This window comes from Colwellia hornerae (assembly GCF_007954355.1).
In the GTDB taxonomy this organism is placed as follows: Bacteria; Pseudomonadota; Gammaproteobacteria; order Enterobacterales; family Alteromonadaceae; genus Colwellia_A; species Colwellia_A hornerae.
Map to the genome: position 1 here is coordinate 60,307 of NZ_VOLR01000006.1, position 20,424 is coordinate 80,730.

The window sequence follows — 20,424 nt, forward strand, 5'->3', positions numbered from 1 at the left end:
CCATGAAAATCAATAACTCTGCGCGACTAAGCTACCGATTAATGTCTGCTGACGATGCAGAGTTATTATATCAACTTGATCAAGACCCTGAAGTGATGCGTTTTATCAGTGATGGTAGCCCTTCGTCACGCGAGACCATTACAAACGTGTTAGTGCCTCGTATGCAAAAGTACCTTAATCCAACGAAAGGTTGGGGTTTATGGCAAGTAAATATCACTGAAACTGATCAATATATTGGCTGGGTACTTGTGCGGCCAATGAATTTTTTCTCTGCCTTACCTGAGTTTGATAACCTAGAACTCGGTTGGCGATTTTTTCAAACATCATGGGGCAAAGGTTTTGCCAGTGAAGCGGCCCAACACATTAAAAATGCTTTAGCTGCGAACACGCAATACAAAAAATTTAGCGCCATTGCTGATGAAGAAAATCTGGGCTCTATTGGTGTCATGAAAAATATAGGTATGTCTTATGTCAAAACATATCTTCATGTTGACCCATTATTTGAATGTAACGTCGCTTACTATCAACTTCAAAATGCCTAATGGTTAATGGTTAATGCTCTACGTTAGCAGGCGCCAAGCTTCAGTCTTTTCCTCAAAGGGTATTTTTAAATAAGTTGTTCTTGCTCGAATAAATCTAAGTATATCCTGTTCATTTATTTGATAATTTTCATATATTAATGCCTTAGGTAAAGGCATAATCTTAATAGGTTTATCATCATAAAACCGATAACAACGACTATATTTAGAGATCTCTAACTCGACTTTAATCGTTTCTGACCAGTCAATTTTAGACAGTACCCCTAACGATTTAAATTCTATATTTCCTGAGGATAATTTCAGATAATCTTCAAACGCTTCAGTTTTTTCTTTTTTTAAACGCATAATTGTCACTATTAATACAATAATATAAACCGGCCAAAAATACTCTTCGACATCCCACACATGAGCATCAAAAAAATAAATAACCACACTACGCCAAACAATAAAAACCAGCAAAAATAATGATGTAATCATCTCAAAATCAAATAACTTCATGTTCCTTTGATAGGTTTTATCCACACTTCCAGCCCAAGTATGGTCTCGTTCAAGAGTCAATATTGTAAAATCTTTGATGAGTTGATCTAGCTTACTCGCTCTTTCAGGAAATTTTTCTCTATCTATTGAAGTTGCAGCTTCGTGTAACTCCTCTAGATTATAATTACTGTAATCAATAGTACCCATCATTTGCTACATATTCCCTTAGCTAAATCGATTGCTTTATTCATTAAGCAATGAGAACACAAAAAGCATGGCGGTGTCGATATCCCGTTAAGTACAGACACAAAAAAGCTCACCGAGGTGCGGGCTACTGAATGAACTTGGAGCCACTATTTTTCAATAGTGGCTTTTTTATTTATAACAAACTGTAAAATATACATTAAAAACCTGAACCCCTGTCTTAAAAGGAAGGTTTGTAGTGAAATATCGTGCAATTAGTCATTAAATATCAGATAGATACTTAATTTTTGGCAGAAACGTCCTATAATATCAATATAGGAGAACATAAAATGCCAAGATATGTCTTTTTAGACACTGAAACTACAGGATTAGATCCACATACTGGTGGTCATCGGATCATCGAGCTAGCCTGCATAGAATATAAGGATACTCAACCTACAGGGAATGTATTTAATCTACAATTAAATCCTGAAGGCAAGAAGTCTACAAAAGGTGCTTTTCAAGTTCACAAAATCTCCAGTGAAGTCTTAGTAGATAAACCTCTATTCAAGGATGTCCACGAACAGTTAATTTCTCTTATTAAAGATGCGCATCTAGTGATTTATAATGCAGATTTTGATTTGAAGTTTCTAAATTCAGAACTTAATCGTATCAATTACCCTTCTACCGTCAATGATATCTGCGAAAAAGTTATCTGTGCAATGGATTTGGCGACACAAAAGTTCGGTGGAAAAAGAATCAGCCAAGATAATGCCTGTAAACGATACAATATAGATATATCACAACGAACTACTCATAGTGCCTACCTCGATTCATCATTATGTGCAGAGTTATTCTTTAAGCTCATTGATAAAGATGTAAAGCCTCTTAAATCAACACCTCAAGAAAATAAACATAGGCCAACTAAAGCATTATCAATCCCAAGAGCCTATAAAAGCAAAGAAAATGGAACTTATGTTCAGCAGAATTTTTGTAAAAACAGTGAATGCGAAAACTTTGGAATAGTAGCTAAGAACCCAACATACGAAGTCGATGGGAAATTAAAGCGAGGTTTAGGAAATGATTACAAATTAACATCAAATCGAAATAAGAAAGAATACTTACTAACATGTAAATTATGCGGTCAAAGTACCGTCATGATCAACAACCGAGCCTATACCAAAGAAGTTGAAAGACTTTCATTAATAGGACTACAAATTGAACCTTCTTGCTCAAACTCTGGTGATCCTAGTAAACCCTACGGGGAACGGCATTATTATATTCCCTATTCTGCTGAAATAAGAAAAGGTGAAGCAAGACTTAAACCTAAATGTGAGAACGTTGGTAAAGGAATATTTAGCTTTTCAGAGTTATATAAATTGTCAGGAAAGACGAAGCCTGTTGCAACGATTGAACATAGAAGCAGTAAAAAATTAAACAAAGGAGGTAAACCAATAAGTGGTATTTCTACAGAAGAAAAAATAGGCTCTCAACGAATTCAATGCAAGACATGTGATACGAGGTTCTCAGTAAAATTAGATCCACAACAACGTCATTATTTGCGCGATATAAACTTACCCTTATTTAACGACATGATGAATAAAGGGATCATAAATAGAGCCGAACAAAAGTTTGGGATATCAGCAAAAGTTATATATGCAAAAATAGACTTCTTTTATCAACAAGCACTCGCATTTGACGCTTATCATAAACTAAATTTAGATTTTGCTGTTGCTACTAAAATCCTTAATATAAGTAGTGATAGGCAGCATTATCTCAGTAATTGGGGTGATCATAATATGCCTTTGCCAACACCAATTATTAATACTTCTACAGTTGATAATGGATCTGGTTATGTTTTTGCATCAACAATTAATTTCGATTTCTCAAGCGATTACTCATACATCAAGAAAGAACATAAAGGCAAAAAAGAGTTTAATAAGGAAAGTTACTTTAGACGTTTTTCTCAATATGTTTTAAGTGATGATGAAGCAAATGAGCCAATAAATAGTAGTAGTGCAGATGTAGAGATGCAGCTCCCCCAAAAGGGATTATTAGTTCATCAAACATATAGCATCCTTTCTCACTTCGAGGTATTAAAAGAAACATTGAAATATAGCGGAAGGGTTAATCTTTATGCTGATAATGATGCTGGCTTTAAAACAGCCATTTGTGGCGTTTTCTCTGATTGGATAGCACATGGTAAATTAAATGCATTTCAAGTCTTTGCTGAGCGTGCAGGTGGACATCAACTACTCGATAAATCCACTGCACAAAGGTTAAAAGAAAAAGACATAGAACTACAGCATGAATTTCCAGAATTGAACAAAAAAGAAAGGCTGACGTTGCTTTGGCAAGATCAGTTATCTAACAGAGTAACTATGCCTGGAACACGTTCTGAATGGATTGTTAGCCCTAACTTCAATTCACACTTCGCTGGTGTTTTGCCTTTAAGTAATATAAAAAATAAGGATATAAAGCAAATAACGAACTTACTTGAGTCGGCTTCATTACATGGCGTTGACAACTGGTTTCAAATTATTCGTAGACATTTAAACATGCTTGAACGCCCTGTAACTAGTGGAACTAATTCAAAGCGTTGGAATGCTTACGCTGGTTATAACCCAGAATGGATGGCAAAACTAATAGAAATAAAACGTATATATTTCAATTACTGCATGACAAATGAGCGTACCAATAAGAAAAAATTTAAAGGCTTCGAAAAACCAAAGCCTTCTACACCTGCCATGCGTTTACATTTAGTAAATTGTATTTATGATGCTAAAGATATACTAAGTTTTAGCAGTAACTCAAAATTTATAGACAAAATATATAAAACGCAATCAGACAACTAATGCTTTGAATAAATATCATTATACTGGAATTCCTTTCTTAACAAGCATTTCTAATACCATCCCAGAGTATTCGCTAGCTTTACTTGCCAATTCTAAAAGTTGTTTTTCTAACAACTTTTTTAACATTGAGTTCTGCTGGCTTTCATATCTTTCAACGAGGTTATTAACCTCTTCAATTTTTTCAATTTTGTTAATAATGAGTGGTAAGCGTTCCTTAGAGTTCAGCTTTAAAATTCTAATGCTTACTTCTGCTCTTTGAGAGCCAGCTTTCCATGTAGTAATGGGACCATGATGCTCAATGAAATCTTCTACATAATCTATATTAGGATCTAAAAACTCCGTACCTACCTCATAATAGTCATTCTTTCTTCTATTACATTCAGTACAGGCGATAGTTAAGTTTTCCCAGCTAAAATGTAAATCCTCAACCTTTGAGGATGGTATTTTGTGCTCAATATCTCCGGGGGTATTATGACCAACTTTACTTTCACAATAGACACATTTGTCATTAGTTTCAGAGCGAAGTGTTGTCTTAATATCTGCATGCCGATAACGGTATTTTTTTGTTGCATTAGATTTATCTGCTTTAAATGCAATCAACCATGGTGTTTCATTGTCTATAAGAATTTGTGGCTTTGGTAACTTATCTATTTTTCTCATAATTAGCCCTCATATTCAGACAGTGAGCTATTTATACCGAGAGATTTCAATTCATTCAGTATTGCAGTAGCTTTACTCTCATCATCGGGTAAATTTTCATATTTTTCTATTACTCCTCTGATCTCATCTTCTACCCAAACAGGTAGGGTAGTTGGAACATCTAATATATCTTTTAATATTTTATTTGGAGAACCTGCTAAATCAGCATTAGACAACTTTACGGAAGAAATTCTTTTATCTTCATCATAACTTAAAGCATACACACTTGCTTTAGGGTCTGATGACACGATAAATGGGCTGTGAGAGGATATGATAAATTTGAAATTAGGAAATGCTTTTCTTAATAGAGACAGAAATTCTCTTTGCATACTTGGGTGTAGATGATTTTCTGGTTCATCAATAATTACAGTACAGCCTTCTTTATCTGCCCCGTAAATATGTATCTGCCAAGCCATTCCAAATATAGCACTTACACCTCCAGACATAGCATCTAGTGGAAAATCACCTGTGTCCGTAACTAGAACAATATCAGGGCTTCTTATTTCTAATTTTTGAAAACCAATTGATTTCGGTAGCAATATTTTTAGAGCTTTTTGAAAATCATTAAATAACTGATGGTACTCTGGATTAGGTTGAACATGTTCATTTCCAGCTCCGAATAAAGCTAGAGAAATTAATGATTGTTTTAGAACAGTACCTGGATTTCTAGTGTTATCCGAACCATAAGCTTGAAATAATAGCTGCTGAAACTCTTGATGTTGTTGCTGGTTTGTTTTAGGGTTTGTAGGTATATTTTGAATTTGAAAATAACTCATAATAGGGCGATGCGATGGGATATTAAGCCCAGTTAAGCCTATTTGTCCCTGATATTGCAAAGAATACTGTGCTTGATTTTGTTGTGGCACGACTAGTTTGCATTCATTACCGTTACTATAAAGAATAGAACCTACTTCTGTTTGAGAAGGTACTTCGTCTGTTTCAGATTTAAATATTCTCTTAATATCGGACCATAATTTCTTTTTCGTTTTTTTACTTATATGTGGAGTGGAAATAAAGTTAATATTCCACCCAAAGTGACGAGCTAGCACATTCAGTATCGTAGTTTTACCACACCCATTAGGTCCTGTAAGTACTGTAATATCTGAATCAAAATCAATGTCAATACTCCCAAACTGTCTCCAATCCTTGAGCTTTATGTTTTTAAACGTATCCATATGTTAATAATTCATTTTAAAATTAAAGAGTTAGTCTGAGAATAACATAGATTTATAAAATTCACAGTTTCATGGTTTTAAAAAGAGGATAAGAGAAATAAAGCCAAAAATTGACAGGACACATCCTAATACAGCTAACCACTTGAATTTAAATCGTTAACTGTATGATTTTATAATTTTAGTTATTTAAATGTTACTGATAAATAGAGATAAAAATAATATAAAAATGAAAAAGTCGCTATATTTGCATATAACGACTCCAAGTTCATTCAGTAGCCCGACCGAGGTGAGCTTTTTAATGCTTTATCACAGTATTAAACGTTAGTAATTAAACGCGTTCAATTACCGTTGCAATACCTTGACCTAAACCGATACACATAGTCGCTAAACCTATGCTGACATCTTGACCTTCCATAAGGTTCAATAAGGTACCCGTGATACGCGAGCCAGAACATCCTAGTGGATGGCCTAAGGCGATAGCGCCACCGTTTAAGTTAATCATATCTTCAGCTCGGTCTTCTAAGCCTAAAGCTTTAACACACGATAATGCTTGAGCCGCAAAGGCTTCGTTAAATTCAGCTAATTCTATATCAGCTAAAGATAAACCGGCACGCTTCAATGCTTTTTTCGTTGCTGGGACAGGACCAAAGCCCATAGTCGAAGGATCACAACCCGCAACTGCCATACCACGAATTTTAGCACGAGGCGTTAAACCAAGTTCTTTAGCGCGGTCAGCAGACATTACTAACATGGCCGAAGCACCGTCAGATAACGCAGAAGATGTACCGGCTGTTACCGTACCGTTAACGGGATCAAACACTGGACGTAAACCGGCAAGCGTTGCAATTGTTGTTTCTGGACGAATAACTTCATCATGCTCGACTAAGGTTAACGCGCCCATTGCATCGTGTCCTTGGGTGGCAACAATTTCATTGTCCCAACGACCAGCAAGCTGTGCTTCATAAGCTTTTCTGTGTGAACGTGCCGCAAAAGCGTCTTGTTGTTCACGGGTAATACCAAACTGCTTACCGAGTAACTCAGCGGTTAAACCCATATTGCCAGCCGCACGAGAAATGTACTTGCTCAAGGCCGGATCAAAGTCTACGTCGTACATCATAGGAACATGTCCCATGTGCTCAACACCACCAACGATAAAGACATCGCCTTGGCCACACATAATATTGGTTGTTGCATCATGCAAAGCTTGCATTGATGAACCACATAAACGGTTAACCGTTACCGCGCCAACTGTTTTTGGAATACTCGTTAATAATTGTGCATTACGCGCAATGTTAAAACCTTGCTCTTTAGTTTGCTTAACGTTGCCCCAAATAATATCTTCAATTAATGACGGATCTAAATTAGGGTTACGTACTAATAGTTGCTGCATTAAATGCGCTGATAAACCTTCAGCACGAACGTTACGAAAAACGCCAGCTCTAGAGCGTCCCATTGGTGTACGAATACAATCTACAATGACTACTTCTTTCATGTTCTTCTCCTTAGCTTATGCTGTTTTTACGTCGGTGTTGAAATAAGATTTACCTGATTTAGCCATTTCGCGTAATCCATCAGTTACCTGATAAATTTCACCTAAATGCGCATACTTATCAGCCATAGCAATAAAGTTAGTTAAACCTAATGTTTCTAAATAACGAATTGCACCACCTCTAAATGGAGGGAAACCAATACCGTAAATTAAGCCCATATCAGCTTCAGCGGCAGTATCAACAACACCTTCTTCTAAACAGCGCACCACTTCATTGACCATAGGGATCATTAAGCGAGCAATGATGTCTTCACTACTAAATTCTTTTTTGTCGGCACAGGTGCTTTCAAACAATGCGTAGGCATCAGCAGATGCTACTTTTGTTGGACGCCCGCGCTTGTCTTGACCGTAATCATAAAAGCCTTTGCCATTTTTCTGACCAAGACGCTTATTACTGTATAACGTGCTTACTGGGTCATTATCAATTTTTGCCATACGCGTTGGGAAGCCAGATGACATAACACCCGTACAATGATCAGCGGTATCAACACCTACAACATCAAGTAAGTATGCTGGGCCCATTGGCCAACCAAATTGTTTTTCCATAATTTTATCAACAGCAGCAAAATCAACACCTTCAAGCATTAATTGGCTAAAGCCAGCAAAGTATGGGAATAAAACACGGTTGATATAAAAACCAGGACAATCGTTAACAACAATCGGTGACTTACCCATTTTAGCCGCGTAAGCAACAACAGCAGCAACGGTTTCTTCAGACGTTGCTTTACCACGAATAACTTCAACCAATGGCATTTTGTTTACCGGGTTAAAGAAATGCATACCACAGAAGTTTTCTGGACGTTTTACACTTTGCGCTAACAAATCGATAGAAATCGTTGAGGTGTTAGAGGTTAAAATGGCATCTTCAGAAAGAAAACTTTCTACTTCAGCAAGGACCATACCTTTAACTTTAGGGTTTTCGACTACCGCTTCAACCACAATATCAACATCTTTAACACTATCGTAGCTAAGGGTTGGTGTGATGTTATTTAACACGCCAGCCATAGTCTTAACATTCATACGACCGCGTTCAACTTGCTTGGTTAAAATGCCAGCAGCAGTATTTAAACCTAAATCAAGTGCCGCATCATTAATGTCTTTCATGATGATTGGCGTACCTTTATAGGCAGACTGGTAAGCAATACCGCCGCCCATAATACCAGCACCTAACACCGCTGCTTTATTGACTTGTTTAGTCGCCATTTTAGCGGCTTTTTTTGCTTTGCCTTTAACTACTTGGTCGGCCATAAACAAACCAATTTGCGCGGTGGCCGCATCAGTTTTAGCAAGCTTAGCAAAATTTGCATTCTCTATAAGCATAGCTTCTGCTCGACCGAGTAAAGCAGCAGCTTCGATAGTTTTGACCATCATCATAGGTGCAGGGTAATGTTTACCGGCTTTAGCAGCAATCATACCTTTACAAGTATTAAAGGTCATAATTGATTCAACGGGGCTAAGCTTTAACGCTTCAAGTTTCTGTTGACGTTTAGCTTGCCAATTTAACTTACCAGACATCGCTTGTTTAAGCATGTTAATAGCGGCTTCGCGTAAATGCTCAGGCGCAACAACCGCGTCAAGTAAACCAACAGCCATTGCTTGTTCAGGCTTAAAGGCTTTACCGGTCGACATCCACTCAACAGCATTATCAGCGCCAATAATTCTTGGTAGGCGCACTGTGCCGCCAAAACCAGGAATTAGGCCTAATTTAACTTCAGGTAAACCTATCGAACATGTTGTATCAGCAATACGGTAGTCACAAGCTAAGCTCATTTCACAACCGCCACCTAAAGCAAAACCATTAAGTGCAACAATTGTTGGTAGCTTAATGTCTTCAAATGAATCAAAAACGTCTGAGCCGCCTTTGATCCAAGGAATAAGTTCCGCTTCAGGAAGTTTGAACATTGTTAAAAATTCAGTGATGTCTGCACCAACAATAAAGTTAGACTTTCCAGACGTTACAAGTACGCCTTTAGCATCTGCACAATTGTTAATAGCAGCAACCACTTCGATATATTCTTTAAAAGTTTGCTGATCAAACTTATTCACTGAGCCTTGTGCATCGAATTTAAATTCAACAATGCCGTCATTCAGTAATTCGGCAGAAAGGTTTTGACCTTGAAATAACATGCCTAGTTTCCTCGTTTAGTGGGATAAAAATAGGGTCTGAACTCAATTAAATAATAATTTAACTGATCAGTTTTTATAATAATAGACGATTGAGTGTGCCTTGAAAGAAAAATAAATGCAAATTTTTTAAACAGGCGTTTTAATTAGGTGTATTAATCTATGGCTTTTTAATTAAAACAGAAAGAATGGCTCGCGGTAAAAGCCGATTAATAGGCCCTAAAAGACGATAGGCACAAGAAATTAAAATTAATACTAAAAGTCTCCGCTAGGTTAATAAATCAATAAAATAAATTTAACATTAGCCGCTTAGCACTCGCTATTAAAAGTGGCGATGCTCTTCAGACAAAAATGAATAACAAAGCGTCAACAGAAGCTATTGACGCTTTAACCAAAATAACGCAGTAATCAGTTATCTTAACTAGTCACTTTGTAAGGCATCAATAGGGTCAAGCTTGGACGCTTTAATGGCTGGATAAACACCAAAGGTTAAGCCAACTAAAGCACAAATACTAAAAGACAAAATAATGGCACTTGTTGACCAAGAGACCGCCCATTCAGAATAAAGTGCGATAAGCTCTGAGAGCAGGATCCCAAAAAACACCCCCAAGATACCGCCCATAATTGAAATAGTAAAACTCTCGGCAATAAACTGTAAGCGAATATCTTTTTGTGTTGCACCAACCGCACGCAACAAGCCAATTTCTTTGGTACGTTCTAATACTGTAGCAAGCATTATATTCATAATGCCTATTCCGCCCACTAATAAAGAGATACCGGCAACACATGACATCACAATATTAAAGATTTGTTGTGTCTGTTTTTGCTGAGCCAATAATGCCGCTGGAATAACTAAGTTGTAATCGTCAACTTCATTATGGCGACGATTAAGCAAGTGACTCACGGCTTGCGCGGCACTGATAGGGTCGACACTGTTATCTAGTTTAAGTTTAATACTGGTCACTTCACTCGCTAGCTTTTTACTGGCAAATTTATGAATGGCGGTTTTCAAAGGGATAAACACCTGACGTTGGTCGCCACCAAGTTTTATGCCCTGAAATTCTTGCTTCTTTAAAAAAGGGGCTTGTAATACCCCAACCACTTTAAACCACAGGTGATTAATTTTAATATTTTGACCGATGGCATTACCTTTTGGAAAAAGCTGTTTCGCGGTTGATGAACCGAGCAATGCTACCTGAGAAAAGTTTTGATCGTCGCGCTCGTTGAGTAAACGCCCTTGGGCTAGATTAAATTTAGACAAGTCAAAAAAGCTAGCACTCACTCCTGTTGCTTCACCGTCACTTTTTCCTTCGCCACTGAAAATACTGTAAGTATCAATGAGTTTTTGCGCACTAAACGCAGTAACAAACGGTAATGAACGCGCACTAATTTCACCGTCTCTAATACTTAAACCTGTGGAGTGTTTGCGTTGTTCTTGTAGTTCTTTTTCTTCAAAAACTTTGCCTTCTATGATTAAGTTATGTAAACCCATTGAGTCGATCATTTTCATCGCTTCCGCTTCCGCACCCTCACCAATATTAAGCATCGCGATAACCGCGCCAACGCCAAAGATCATGCCAAGTAATGTTAACAACGTGCGCAATTTATGCTGAGCAAGTTCGGAAAAAGTATCCAAAAAAATCGCTAAATATTTCATTAACTATGCTCCTTGTCGGTTAATGCTATTTTCTGACCTACTTTAAGCCCTGATAAAACTTCAACATGGCTTAAACTCGCCTGCCCTAAAGTAACGGGTACTGAAGTGTAATCGCCATTTTTATACAAGTAGACAAAAGTCTGCTTTGCTTCGACAAAGACACTTTGCAACGGGATAATAATTTTTTGACGGGTGGCGATAATTTCAATATTAGCCTCTAACTTTCTTCCTGGTACAAATAGCTCGCTATTTTGCTCGGCTAAAATAACAATGACTTCAAAATATTTTTGTGGATCACCACGCTTTATCGAGGTAGGAAACGGGGCAACCGTCTCAATTTTTCCTTTAAACGGTTTATCCGCATAAGCATTTAAAGAGAAGGTTACCGATTTATCTACGGCTAAATTTATCGCCTCACTTTCTAAAACGAATAACTTAACTTTCATGTTACTGATGTCAGGTAACTCGGCAATTTTTTGCCCCGGCCATAATGACTGGCCTTCACGTGGCTTTTCTCCACGCCAATTAGCTTTATAAGCAAGTAAGCCATCGTGCGGTGCTTTCACTTCCAGTTTTGCTAAGCCTTCACTTAACTGTTTTAATTTACTTTTGCTCTGCGCTTGCTTCATTTCCAGCAAGCCCATATCTCCTGCTGAACTGGTACTGAAACTATCATTTTTCCAATAAAGATATTCTTCTTTAGACCCTAAGTACTGGGTGTTTTGTAATGAATCTAAGATGTCTAATTTCGAGCGTATTTGATCATCATTGATTGAAAAGTTTTCCGCAAAACTTTTCTCTTGACCCACCATACCAATATCTTTGTTGATTGAGTTAAGTGCTTGATTAAGCATGCCAGTTTTTTCAATGATTTCTTGTTCGGTGATCGACAATTCATTTTGTCTATCTTTACTTTGAATTTCCATCGCTTCTCCGTCAAAGCGGGCAATAACATCACCTTTTTTAACGCGTGAAAACTCTGGTGCTAACCATGAAATATTTTGTGGCCCTTGTCGACTCATCGGCGCATTTATCACCGTGGCTTTTGCTGCAAAAAGTTCGCCTTTTGCCGGAACATTAACGATAAAGTCTTGCGTAATAACTTCGTATAACAAGGGCGCACTTTCTTGCCCTGAGCAGCCTGTTATTGCAATAGACAATAAGCTAACGATAAAAGACTTTTTTATTGTTGATTGTTGTGAATATTTCATAAAGCCACTATATCTCCTTGTGATAAACCACTTTTAATGACCACTTTATCTCCAACGATATGAGCAACCTCAATGGTTTCTTCATGATCTGAAAAAAGGCCGGTAATTCGAACACTCCCTTGGCCATTTTCTAACTTAACGGCTTGCGATGACAAGGTTAGCGCGTTATCAATCACTGCGATAACAACCTCAATACGTGCGGTCATGCCTGGGCGTATCACCGTATCTTTAGGTTGTTCAAAAGCAATAATAGCATCAAACACACGACGTTTATCTTGTGAAGATTTATCACGAAAAACCCGGCCTAATTCAACGATTTTTCCCTGCAAAACAATTTCTTGAGTACCATCAATCATAATTTTTACTTTTTGATTAAGTTTGATTTTGCCACTGTCAGGTTCAGCAATTTGTGCTTTTAATTGCATCTGTTCAATAACAGCAAGTTCAACAATTGGCTGGCCAAATTGAATACTCTCACCCACCGCTGGCTTTTCTCCTTGCCAATTAGCTCGGTAGATAACCATGCCATCAATTGGTGCTTTAACTTTCAAACGCTCAATGTCACTTTTAAAGTCATTTACCTCTGCGGTTAAGCGATTTACTTTTCCCTTTGCCAACTTTAAATTGAGTGCTTTATTGTTTTTATGAAAAGTGAGTCGCTCTTTAGCAAGAAATAAATCATTTTCGGCAATAGTAAAATCAATCACCGACTTTTTGCGATCATTTTCAGCGCGACTGTTATCAATAATATCGGCTTTACGCTCAGCTTTTTCATACTCCATTTGCTTTTCAGCAATACTGAGAATAAGTTCTTGCTCTGACTCTTCTTCCTTAATTTTTTTATTTTCCAGTTCCTTTTGCGCCCGGTCTAAGTCAGCTTGTTTATCAACTAGCCTATCCATCACTTTTTTACTGTCGAAGGCAACGATCACTTCACCTTTTTTTACGCGGGTATTCTCGGGTGTTAACTGCTTAATTTGATACTGCCACATACGGGAAACTGACGGTGGTGCTATCATTGCCGTTTGCTTTGACTCTAATTCCCCACTAGCGCTAACAACCAAACGCACTTGTTCTAACTTCACGGTTTCACTGGGTGCTTTTTCACAAGCACATAGTAATATTAACAATATGGTTGCAAAGTATTTATTCACTTGGGCTTACTCCTGTAAACTCTAATTGAGCGCTCATGCCCGGTAATAAGGTTAAGGCTTCATCAAGCGAAAAAGAGAAAACAGCGCGATAGTAAACATCATTGCCCCACTCTTTACGTTCTTCGGGTTGGCTCGATATTTCGGTTAATGTAGCCACGAGGTTATATTGTGGAAAAGCATCTAGCTTAAAATCGACAACGCTATCTACACGCATATTCTTGTAGTCAACTTCATGTACCCAAGCTTCAATATATAAACCATTTACCGACGGAATTTTTGCGATTTCCCAAGAAGGTTGCGCCGTCATTCCGACAAATACTTTTTCACCATTCCAAGGATGTATCCCATAAAGTACCGGACCACTTCGCTCGGCATAAACACTCATCTGCTTGAGTTTGTACTCATTGTATTGCAATTTATCCTGATGCTTTACAATGGTAATTTTTTGCTTGGTCACAGCAACCTTATTAGCGACCTTGACTTGCTTTAAATTTTCGAGCGCTTTCGCATTAGCGACAACCGCTTTTTCAAGCCCAAGTTGGTTTTTTTGATAATCATATTCACTTAAATGAACAACAGCAATACCCGCATCGATACGTGCTTTATCAAGTAATAATGCAGTTCTCTTTTGCCCGTAAGTCGCTTCTAAAAGTGATTGTTTAGCACTACTAGTCAAACGAAATAACTCTTCATTTGCGGCAATCAAACTTACCTTTTCTTGTTCTATTTGACTTTGAATTGAGCCACTGTCGAAGACGACAACTAAATCACCTTTTTTAGCTATCTCACCTTCTGGTAATAACCATTGCACTTGAACATTCCAACTATCTGTTTTAGGTGAGTAAAATGTTTGATTGTCGCTGGCTTTAATTTGACCGGATAAGATTAAAGGGGCTTGAACTTCGGCTAAGGACGAGCCGCTAAAAGCAAGTATAGCGATTGATAATATTAGTTTTTGATACATAGTCTGTCCTCAATGATGTTACCGTCTTTCATGCGGATCATTCTGTCCTCAATGATGTTACCGTCTTTCATGCGGATCATTCTGTCCGCATACGCAGCAATATCTTCTTCATGAGTCACCATAACAATAGTCTGCCCCTGATTATGTAGTTCACAGAGTAGATCCATAATTTCATAAGAGGTTTTAGAATCTAAGTTACCCGTCGGTTCATCCGCAAAAATAACTTCGGGACGATTCACTAGCGCCCGAGCAATAGCAACACGTTGACGTTGCCCGCCAGACATTTCAAAGGGTTTATGATGCCAACGCGAAGATAAACCTACTTTATCCAGCATTTCCATACCCCGTTTTTTAGCGTCTTGTGGGTCGGCATTACTGTAACGCAGCGGTAAAATAACGTTATCAAGGGCTGTTAAACGTGGTAATAAATGAAAGGTTTGGAAGATAAAACCTATTTTGCGATTGCGGATCTGAGAGAGACTTTCATCATCAATATTTTTTATAGACTCGCCAGATAGTAAGTATTCGCCAGAAGTCGGTGTATCGAGGCAACCCAATATACTCATTAACGTTGATTTTCCTGAACCCGATGTGCCCATAATCGCAACGAATTCATTGTTTTCGATGGTTAAAGAAACATTATTTAGGGCAATGACTTGAGTTTCGCCTTCACCATAAATTCGACTGATGTTATCGATTTTGATCACTTATTACACTCCATAAAAATTAATCCCTGTTAATGCATTACTTTTACCTAACAAATAAAGGTAAAATAATCAGCGTAACAATATATAGCTTTAAATTTTAATCATACACTGCTGAACTGTAATAATTTGTTTCAATTAAGACAGCCTTTACAGCCTCAAACGTTGGAAAATAATGTCAATTAAAGATCGCCTTAACCAACCAGAAGATCTATTACTCGCGATGGCATTTATCATGCCGCTAATTTTTAGTGTTTGGATGGTTTTACTCAATAATTTTGTTATCGAAAAGGCCAGTTTTACCGGTAAAGAAATTGGTATTTTACAAAGTCTCCGTGAAATACCTGGATTTTTAGCCTTTACGGTTATTTATCTATTACTGTTTATTAAAGAACAAAAACTAGCCATTATTTCATTAGCCGTTACCGCTATTGGGGTAATAATGACTGGATTTTTTCCTTCTGTTTTAGGTTTGTATCTCACCACTGTTATCATGTCTATTGGCTTTCATTATTTTGAAACAGTAAACCAGTCATTAACCATGCAATGGATTGATAAGGATAAGACCGCTTATTTTCTAGGGCGTCTATTGTCAGTAAAGTCGGCGGCATCACTACTCGCATTTAGCAGTATTTGGTTGATAATGGAAAAGTTCTCGTGGTCTTATCAAAGTACTTATGCCTTATTTGGTTTACTCGGCCTAGTGCTCACTATTTGTTTAGCATTTTCTTTTAAAGAATTTCCCGTTAAAGTTGAACAAGAAAAACGCCTGATACTACGTAAGCGTTATTGGTTGTTCTACGCCTTGACCTTTTTTAGTGGTGCGCGCCGCCAAATATTTACCGTATTTGCGGGTTTTTTAATGGTAGAAAAATTTGGTTATAGCGTTGCTGATATCAGTGCATTATTCTTAATAAACTATGTTTTTAATTGGTTATTCGCAGCAAAAATAGGCAAGTTGATCGGTATTATTGGTGAACGTCGGGTGCTAAAATTTGAATATATCGGTTTAATTACTATCTTTATTGCCTATGGCTTTGTCGAAAACTCGACGATCGCAGCAAGCTTATATGTGATAGATCATTTATTTTTTGCTTTAGCTATTGCGATTAAAACCTACTTTCAAAAAATAGCCAAGCCTGAAGATTTAGCATCAAGTGCTGGTGTTAGTTTTTCAATTAATCATATTGCTGCTGTGGTTATTCCGGCGTTGCTTGGTTTAGTGTGGATTTATAACCCGTCATGGGTCTTTTATATTGGTGCTGGCTTTGCTTGTTGTTCTTTGATTTTATCGCATTTGATTCCATGCCAACCAAGGGAAGGCGTCGAATTTAGATACCAAGAAACCTCTTAAATATATTAGCCAATAAAAAAGCCGAGACATTATATCTCGGCTTTAATTTATTCAAGCTAGCAACAACAGTATGTATTACTTATTGTTACGTAAAAATGTTAAAAACTCATCAGCAGGCATAGGTTTAGCATAAAAAAAACCTTGCACTTCGTCACATCCTTGAGCGATTAAATGCGCTTGTTGTTCTTCCTCTTCGATACCTTCAGCAATAACTTTTAAGTTCATTTGCTTACCGAGGTTAATAATTGTATCTGCAATCAATGACTGCCCAGGCTCTGCAATTCCAGTAATAAACGAACGGTCAACCTTTAAACGGTCAAGCGGTAGTTGTTGTAAATAACTCATTGATGAATAGCCCGTACCAAAGTCATCAAGCGCAATGCTAATACCCTCAGCTTTCAACTTAACTAATGCATCAATAACAACTTGTGGCTCATCCATTAAAATATTTTCAGTGATCTCTAATTCGAGCTTACTTGGTTTAACATCATGATTAATCGTCGCTTGAATGATACTGTCAACGAAGTTATCACGTTTAAATTGTGGGATAGAAACGTTAACAGAAATACCAACATGATCGAATTTCTGTTGTTCTAATACCTTAATTTGTTTACAGGCTTGGTTAATAACCCAATCGCCAATTTCTACAATCAACCCTGAATATTCTGCTAGAGGAATAAACACAGCCGGTGAAATAAACTTTCCTTCGGCAGTGCGCCAGCGCAATAATGCTTCAGCGCCAATAACCTTACCGGTAATTAGGCTAAGCTGAGGCTGATACCAAAGTTCTAAACGATTATCTGCAAAATCAGTACGTAACTGTCTGATCATACCTAAACGCCAAAGTGTTTCATCTTCCATTTCTTTTTTGTAATAAACAAAATTTGCGTGATTACTTTTCTTGGCTAAATTCAAGGCGATGTTTATTTGATTGAGAACATTTACCCCTTGCGAACCGGCACTACTTTTTGAGCACAGCCCAAAACATGCCGTTACAGGTAATAATTGTTCTCCCGCAATAAACGAACGATGAAATAGTGACATTAATTTATCAGGATTTACACTTTCAGCGGGACCAATAACACCAAATACATCGGCGCCCATGCGAGCAAGCTGACAATTGTTTCCTAATTCTTTCATGCGCTCTGTAACAGCGAGTAACAGCTTATTACCTAAATCTTGTCCTAAGCCATCATTAATATCACTAAAGTGATTTATATCGATTAAGGCGGCAACCAAATTGGGTTCTTCTGACTGACTAAATTTGTCGAGCAAATTAACAAACTCTAAGCGGTTGGGTAGCTCAGTTAGCCAATCGCGATAGGCAGCATTGCGTAGTTTTTGAAAGAGGTGAACATTTTCATAGCCGATGGCGACATTGGCTAAAAACACTTCGATTAACTGTATTTGAATGTCGGTTAACTCTTGCTCAACTTCAAGATAAATAACAGCGCGATAACCACCGCTTGCTAAATACAATACCGCAAAGTCACTACCATAATTATTTTGTTTTTGAGTGAAACAGCTACTCATGCGATCTTGTGCTGAATCTCTGTCGAAGCAAGAAATCTTTTGATTAATAAGTTCAGCGCTATGGCCGATTTGACCTAAAATATGTAAACTTAAATCGTCAGAGCCTTCAATAATACCTTGCCCGCGTGCACAAAAAACACTGCAATGACTCTTACTCAGTTTGATTAATTGCGACAACACACCTTCTGCATATTCATGAATACTGTGCAGTTCAAGTAAATCGGCAGTAGCACTAATTATTTTTTCTAGGCCTAAGCGATTTTGGTTAACCGAATGAATTTGTTGATATGAACGAATAGCCGCGTACACGGTAGTCACTAACTTGCGACGAGTTAATTCTGTTTTAGTTTTATAGTCGTTAATATCATAATCTTTGATAACACTTTCTTCAGGAGCGTAACCGGGTTGGCCGGTTCTTAAAACAATACGTATATCTTGGCGAGATAAAGTTTCTCGAATATGTTTTACAACATTTAAGCCAGCATCATCAGTTTCCATGACAACATCGAGTAATACCAAAACGATATCTTCGTGTTCTTCAATAAGCTGACATGCGTCACGACCTGAGTAGGCATGTATATACTCTAGGTTTTTACCTAAGACAACGAGATCTGAGAGTGCTAACTGAGTAACAGAGTGAATTTCGGGATCGTCATCAACAATCAGAACTTTCCACGTTTCAGCACTGCCATCATTTAGAATTTCATCTTCATCACTATCATCAATAAATAAAAAGTCGTCATTATTATTTTCTGAAGCCTGCATATCGTCCTCAATTAACCAGAAAAATACTACTGATTAAGGTTTTTTTTTCACATCAAATTTTATTATGAATTATATTCCCAATTAACTACATAATAAGAGTCAGTTAAATAATATTCAACCTAGAATTACAATTATATTCATAATTTCAATTGCTTCCTTAATTTATGTTAAGTTTAGATGAATAAAGAGAAGATTGCTGATTTTAATTTTCCAGCGTATGCTTAGAAAAAATAGTAATGAAAATAATATATTAGTTACGGTAATTTTTATGAAAGACATCAACGAACCCTCAACTGCACCGCTGGTTATTGCTGATGAGCCAGTTAACAGCGAAGTAATAAAAACAACAACAGCTACGGCTAAAAATAGTAGTAATAAAAAAAGTGCTGGTGTTTCTTCCCAAATGCAACTTCTTGCATTAGCCAAAAACTTTGTACTGGATGGTGGCTTAGTTTCTTCAGATAAACAGATGCCACTAGAAGAAAGAACCCAAAAAAGAGCACGGATTGCCGCATTACGAAAACAAGAAAATCTTGAAGCGATCATAAAAAAGTCGGTAAATTACTGTTCTGCTACCGAGTTCACCAATAAAGCAGATGCTGATTGGTTTAGTACCTTCACCGAACTTGCTGAAGATGTTAGTAATACCACCATGCAAAACTTGTGGGCAAAAATACTCGCTGGCGAAATATCACAACCCGGTTCATTTTCCACTAAAACCCTCAAGGTTTTTCGTGCCATGAGTATCACAGAAGCAAAATTGTTAGCAAAGGCCTGTAGCTTAGCCGTGACAGAACAGACAAAAAGAAATATACGTATTATTTCAGGAGCCTACCAGACACCTGGCTTACTAAACTTTTTTAGTAAAAATAGAGAACAAAATATAACCTTTAGTCAATTTTCCTTGAGCTATGCTGATTTGCTAATTCTAGCCGATAATCATCTGGTCTTTATTCAAGAGACAGAATCTAACCCCATGAACAAGTCAGAGTCGTTTCATTTTAACTTTAACGGTAAGCCATTAACGCTGACCGCCAATAAATCATCCTGTGTACTGAAGTTTTATAAATTTACCCCAATAGGCAGCGAGCTAGCACGCCTAATCAGCGATAATATTGATGATACTTATTTGCAGCATTTAAAAAGTGCATTAAGCGAAAACTTTTCAATTATAGAAGGATAAGAATTGGTGGTTTAAGAACCACCAATGTAGATACTGATACACCCTCATCATCCAGCTATAAGTCCGGTTATCTTGCCACCAAACCACATCACCCTGCCACCAGCCCCGTCATCCTGAACTCGTTTCAGGACCTGTACTTACATCCCAAATACAGATACTGAAATAAATTCAGCATGACGACAAGAGTACACACCAGACCCTGCCACCAGTCACGTCGGCAAATTCAGTATGACGACAAAAAGTGCCCCACATAAAAAAGGACAAGCATCTAAGATGTTTGTCCTTAATAGTAAACATT

At 37.4% G+C, this 20,424-nt stretch carries 15 protein-coding genes; 4 read left to right on the plus strand and 11 right to left on the minus strand.

The window, feature by feature from the left end; all coding sequences use genetic code 11:
* Window positions 1–2: 2 nt before the first annotated feature.
* Window positions 3–542: a GNAT family N-acetyltransferase gene (locus tag ESZ26_RS05495; RefSeq protein WP_146798754.1), complete on the plus strand. Its 540-nt coding sequence runs from the start codon at window positions 3–5 to the stop codon at window positions 540–542.
* A gap of 18 nt (window positions 543–560) precedes the next feature.
* On the opposite strand, the gene ESZ26_RS05500 is transcribed toward ESZ26_RS05495, so the two are convergent.
* A complete protein-coding gene (locus ESZ26_RS05500; protein ID WP_146798755.1) occupies window positions 561–1,226 on the minus strand; it encodes a hypothetical protein in 666 nt (221 codons plus the stop codon).
* Between the two features lie 323 nt (window positions 1,227–1,549).
* Here ESZ26_RS05500 and ESZ26_RS05505 point away from each other — a divergent pair, with 323 nt between their 5' ends.
* A complete protein-coding gene (locus ESZ26_RS05505; RefSeq protein WP_146798756.1) occupies window positions 1,550–4,054 on the plus strand; it encodes an exonuclease domain-containing protein in 2,505 nt (834 codons plus the stop codon).
* An 18-nt stretch (window positions 4,055–4,072) separates the two neighbouring features.
* On the opposite strand, the gene ESZ26_RS05510 is transcribed toward ESZ26_RS05505, so the two are convergent.
* The 9 genes from ESZ26_RS05510 to ESZ26_RS05550 all read right to left on the minus strand — a co-directional run bounded on the left by ESZ26_RS05510 (window position 4,073) and on the right by ESZ26_RS05550 (window position 15,294).
* Complete coding sequence (locus tag ESZ26_RS05510; RefSeq protein ID WP_146798757.1) at window positions 4,073–4,714, minus strand: HNH endonuclease; 642 nt, start codon at window positions 4,712–4,714, stop codon at window positions 4,073–4,075.
* Window positions 4,715–4,716: 2 nt separating this feature from the next.
* Window positions 4,717–5,928, minus strand: a complete 1,212-nt coding sequence (locus tag ESZ26_RS05515) for an AAA family ATPase (protein WP_146798758.1) — start codon at window positions 5,926–5,928, stop codon at window positions 4,717–4,719.
* 328 nt (window positions 5,929–6,256) lie between these two features.
* Window positions 6,257–7,420, minus strand: coding sequence for an acetyl-CoA C-acyltransferase FadA (fadA, locus tag ESZ26_RS05520; RefSeq protein WP_146798759.1), 1,164 nt, complete (start codon window positions 7,418–7,420; stop codon window positions 6,257–6,259).
* 15 nt (window positions 7,421–7,435) lie between these two features.
* Window positions 7,436–9,604: a fatty acid oxidation complex subunit alpha FadB gene (fadB, locus tag ESZ26_RS05525; RefSeq protein WP_146798760.1), complete on the minus strand. Its 2,169-nt coding sequence runs from the start codon at window positions 9,602–9,604 to the stop codon at window positions 7,436–7,438.
* Between the two features lie 418 nt (window positions 9,605–10,022).
* The gene (locus ESZ26_RS05530; protein ID WP_146798761.1) at window positions 10,023–11,258 is read right to left on the minus strand and encodes an ABC transporter permease; all 1,236 of its coding nucleotides are present in this window, start codon (window positions 11,256–11,258) and stop codon (window positions 10,023–10,025) included.
* Window positions 11,258–12,469, minus strand: coding sequence for an efflux RND transporter periplasmic adaptor subunit (locus ESZ26_RS05535; RefSeq protein ID WP_146798762.1), 1,212 nt, complete (start codon window positions 12,467–12,469; stop codon window positions 11,258–11,260). The genes ESZ26_RS05530 and ESZ26_RS05535 overlap by 1 nt, the downstream gene beginning before the upstream one ends.
* On the minus strand, window positions 12,466–13,623 hold the full coding sequence (locus tag ESZ26_RS05540; RefSeq protein WP_146798763.1) for an efflux RND transporter periplasmic adaptor subunit: 1,158 nt from the start codon (window positions 13,621–13,623) through the stop codon (window positions 12,466–12,468). Before ESZ26_RS05540 ends, ESZ26_RS05535 begins: the two co-directional genes overlap by 4 nt.
* A complete protein-coding gene (locus tag ESZ26_RS05545; protein WP_146798764.1) occupies window positions 13,616–14,587 on the minus strand; it encodes an HlyD family secretion protein in 972 nt (323 codons plus the stop codon). The genes ESZ26_RS05540 and ESZ26_RS05545 overlap by 8 nt, the downstream gene beginning before the upstream one ends.
* The gene (locus ESZ26_RS05550) at window positions 14,572–15,294 is read right to left on the minus strand and encodes an ABC transporter ATP-binding protein (protein ID WP_146798765.1); all 723 of its coding nucleotides are present in this window, start codon (window positions 15,292–15,294) and stop codon (window positions 14,572–14,574) included. Before ESZ26_RS05550 ends, ESZ26_RS05545 begins: the two co-directional genes overlap by 16 nt.
* A gap of 172 nt (window positions 15,295–15,466) precedes the next feature.
* On the opposite strand from ESZ26_RS05550, the gene ESZ26_RS05555 reads away from it, so the two are divergent.
* A complete protein-coding gene (locus ESZ26_RS05555; RefSeq protein WP_146798766.1) occupies window positions 15,467–16,645 on the plus strand; it encodes an MFS transporter in 1,179 nt (392 codons plus the stop codon).
* A 75-nt stretch (window positions 16,646–16,720) separates the two neighbouring features.
* Here ESZ26_RS05555 and ESZ26_RS05560 read toward each other — a convergent pair whose 3' ends face one another.
* The gene (locus tag ESZ26_RS05560; protein ID WP_146798767.1) at window positions 16,721–18,943 is read right to left on the minus strand and encodes a bifunctional diguanylate cyclase/phosphodiesterase; all 2,223 of its coding nucleotides are present in this window, start codon (window positions 18,941–18,943) and stop codon (window positions 16,721–16,723) included.
* Window positions 18,944–19,211: 268 nt separating this feature from the next.
* Between ESZ26_RS05560 and ESZ26_RS05565 the strand changes: the two genes are divergently transcribed.
* Window positions 19,212–20,126, plus strand: a complete 915-nt coding sequence (locus ESZ26_RS05565) for a TIGR03899 family protein (RefSeq protein WP_146798768.1) — start codon at window positions 19,212–19,214, stop codon at window positions 20,124–20,126.
* The last annotated feature ends 298 nt before the right edge of the window (window positions 20,127–20,424 follow it).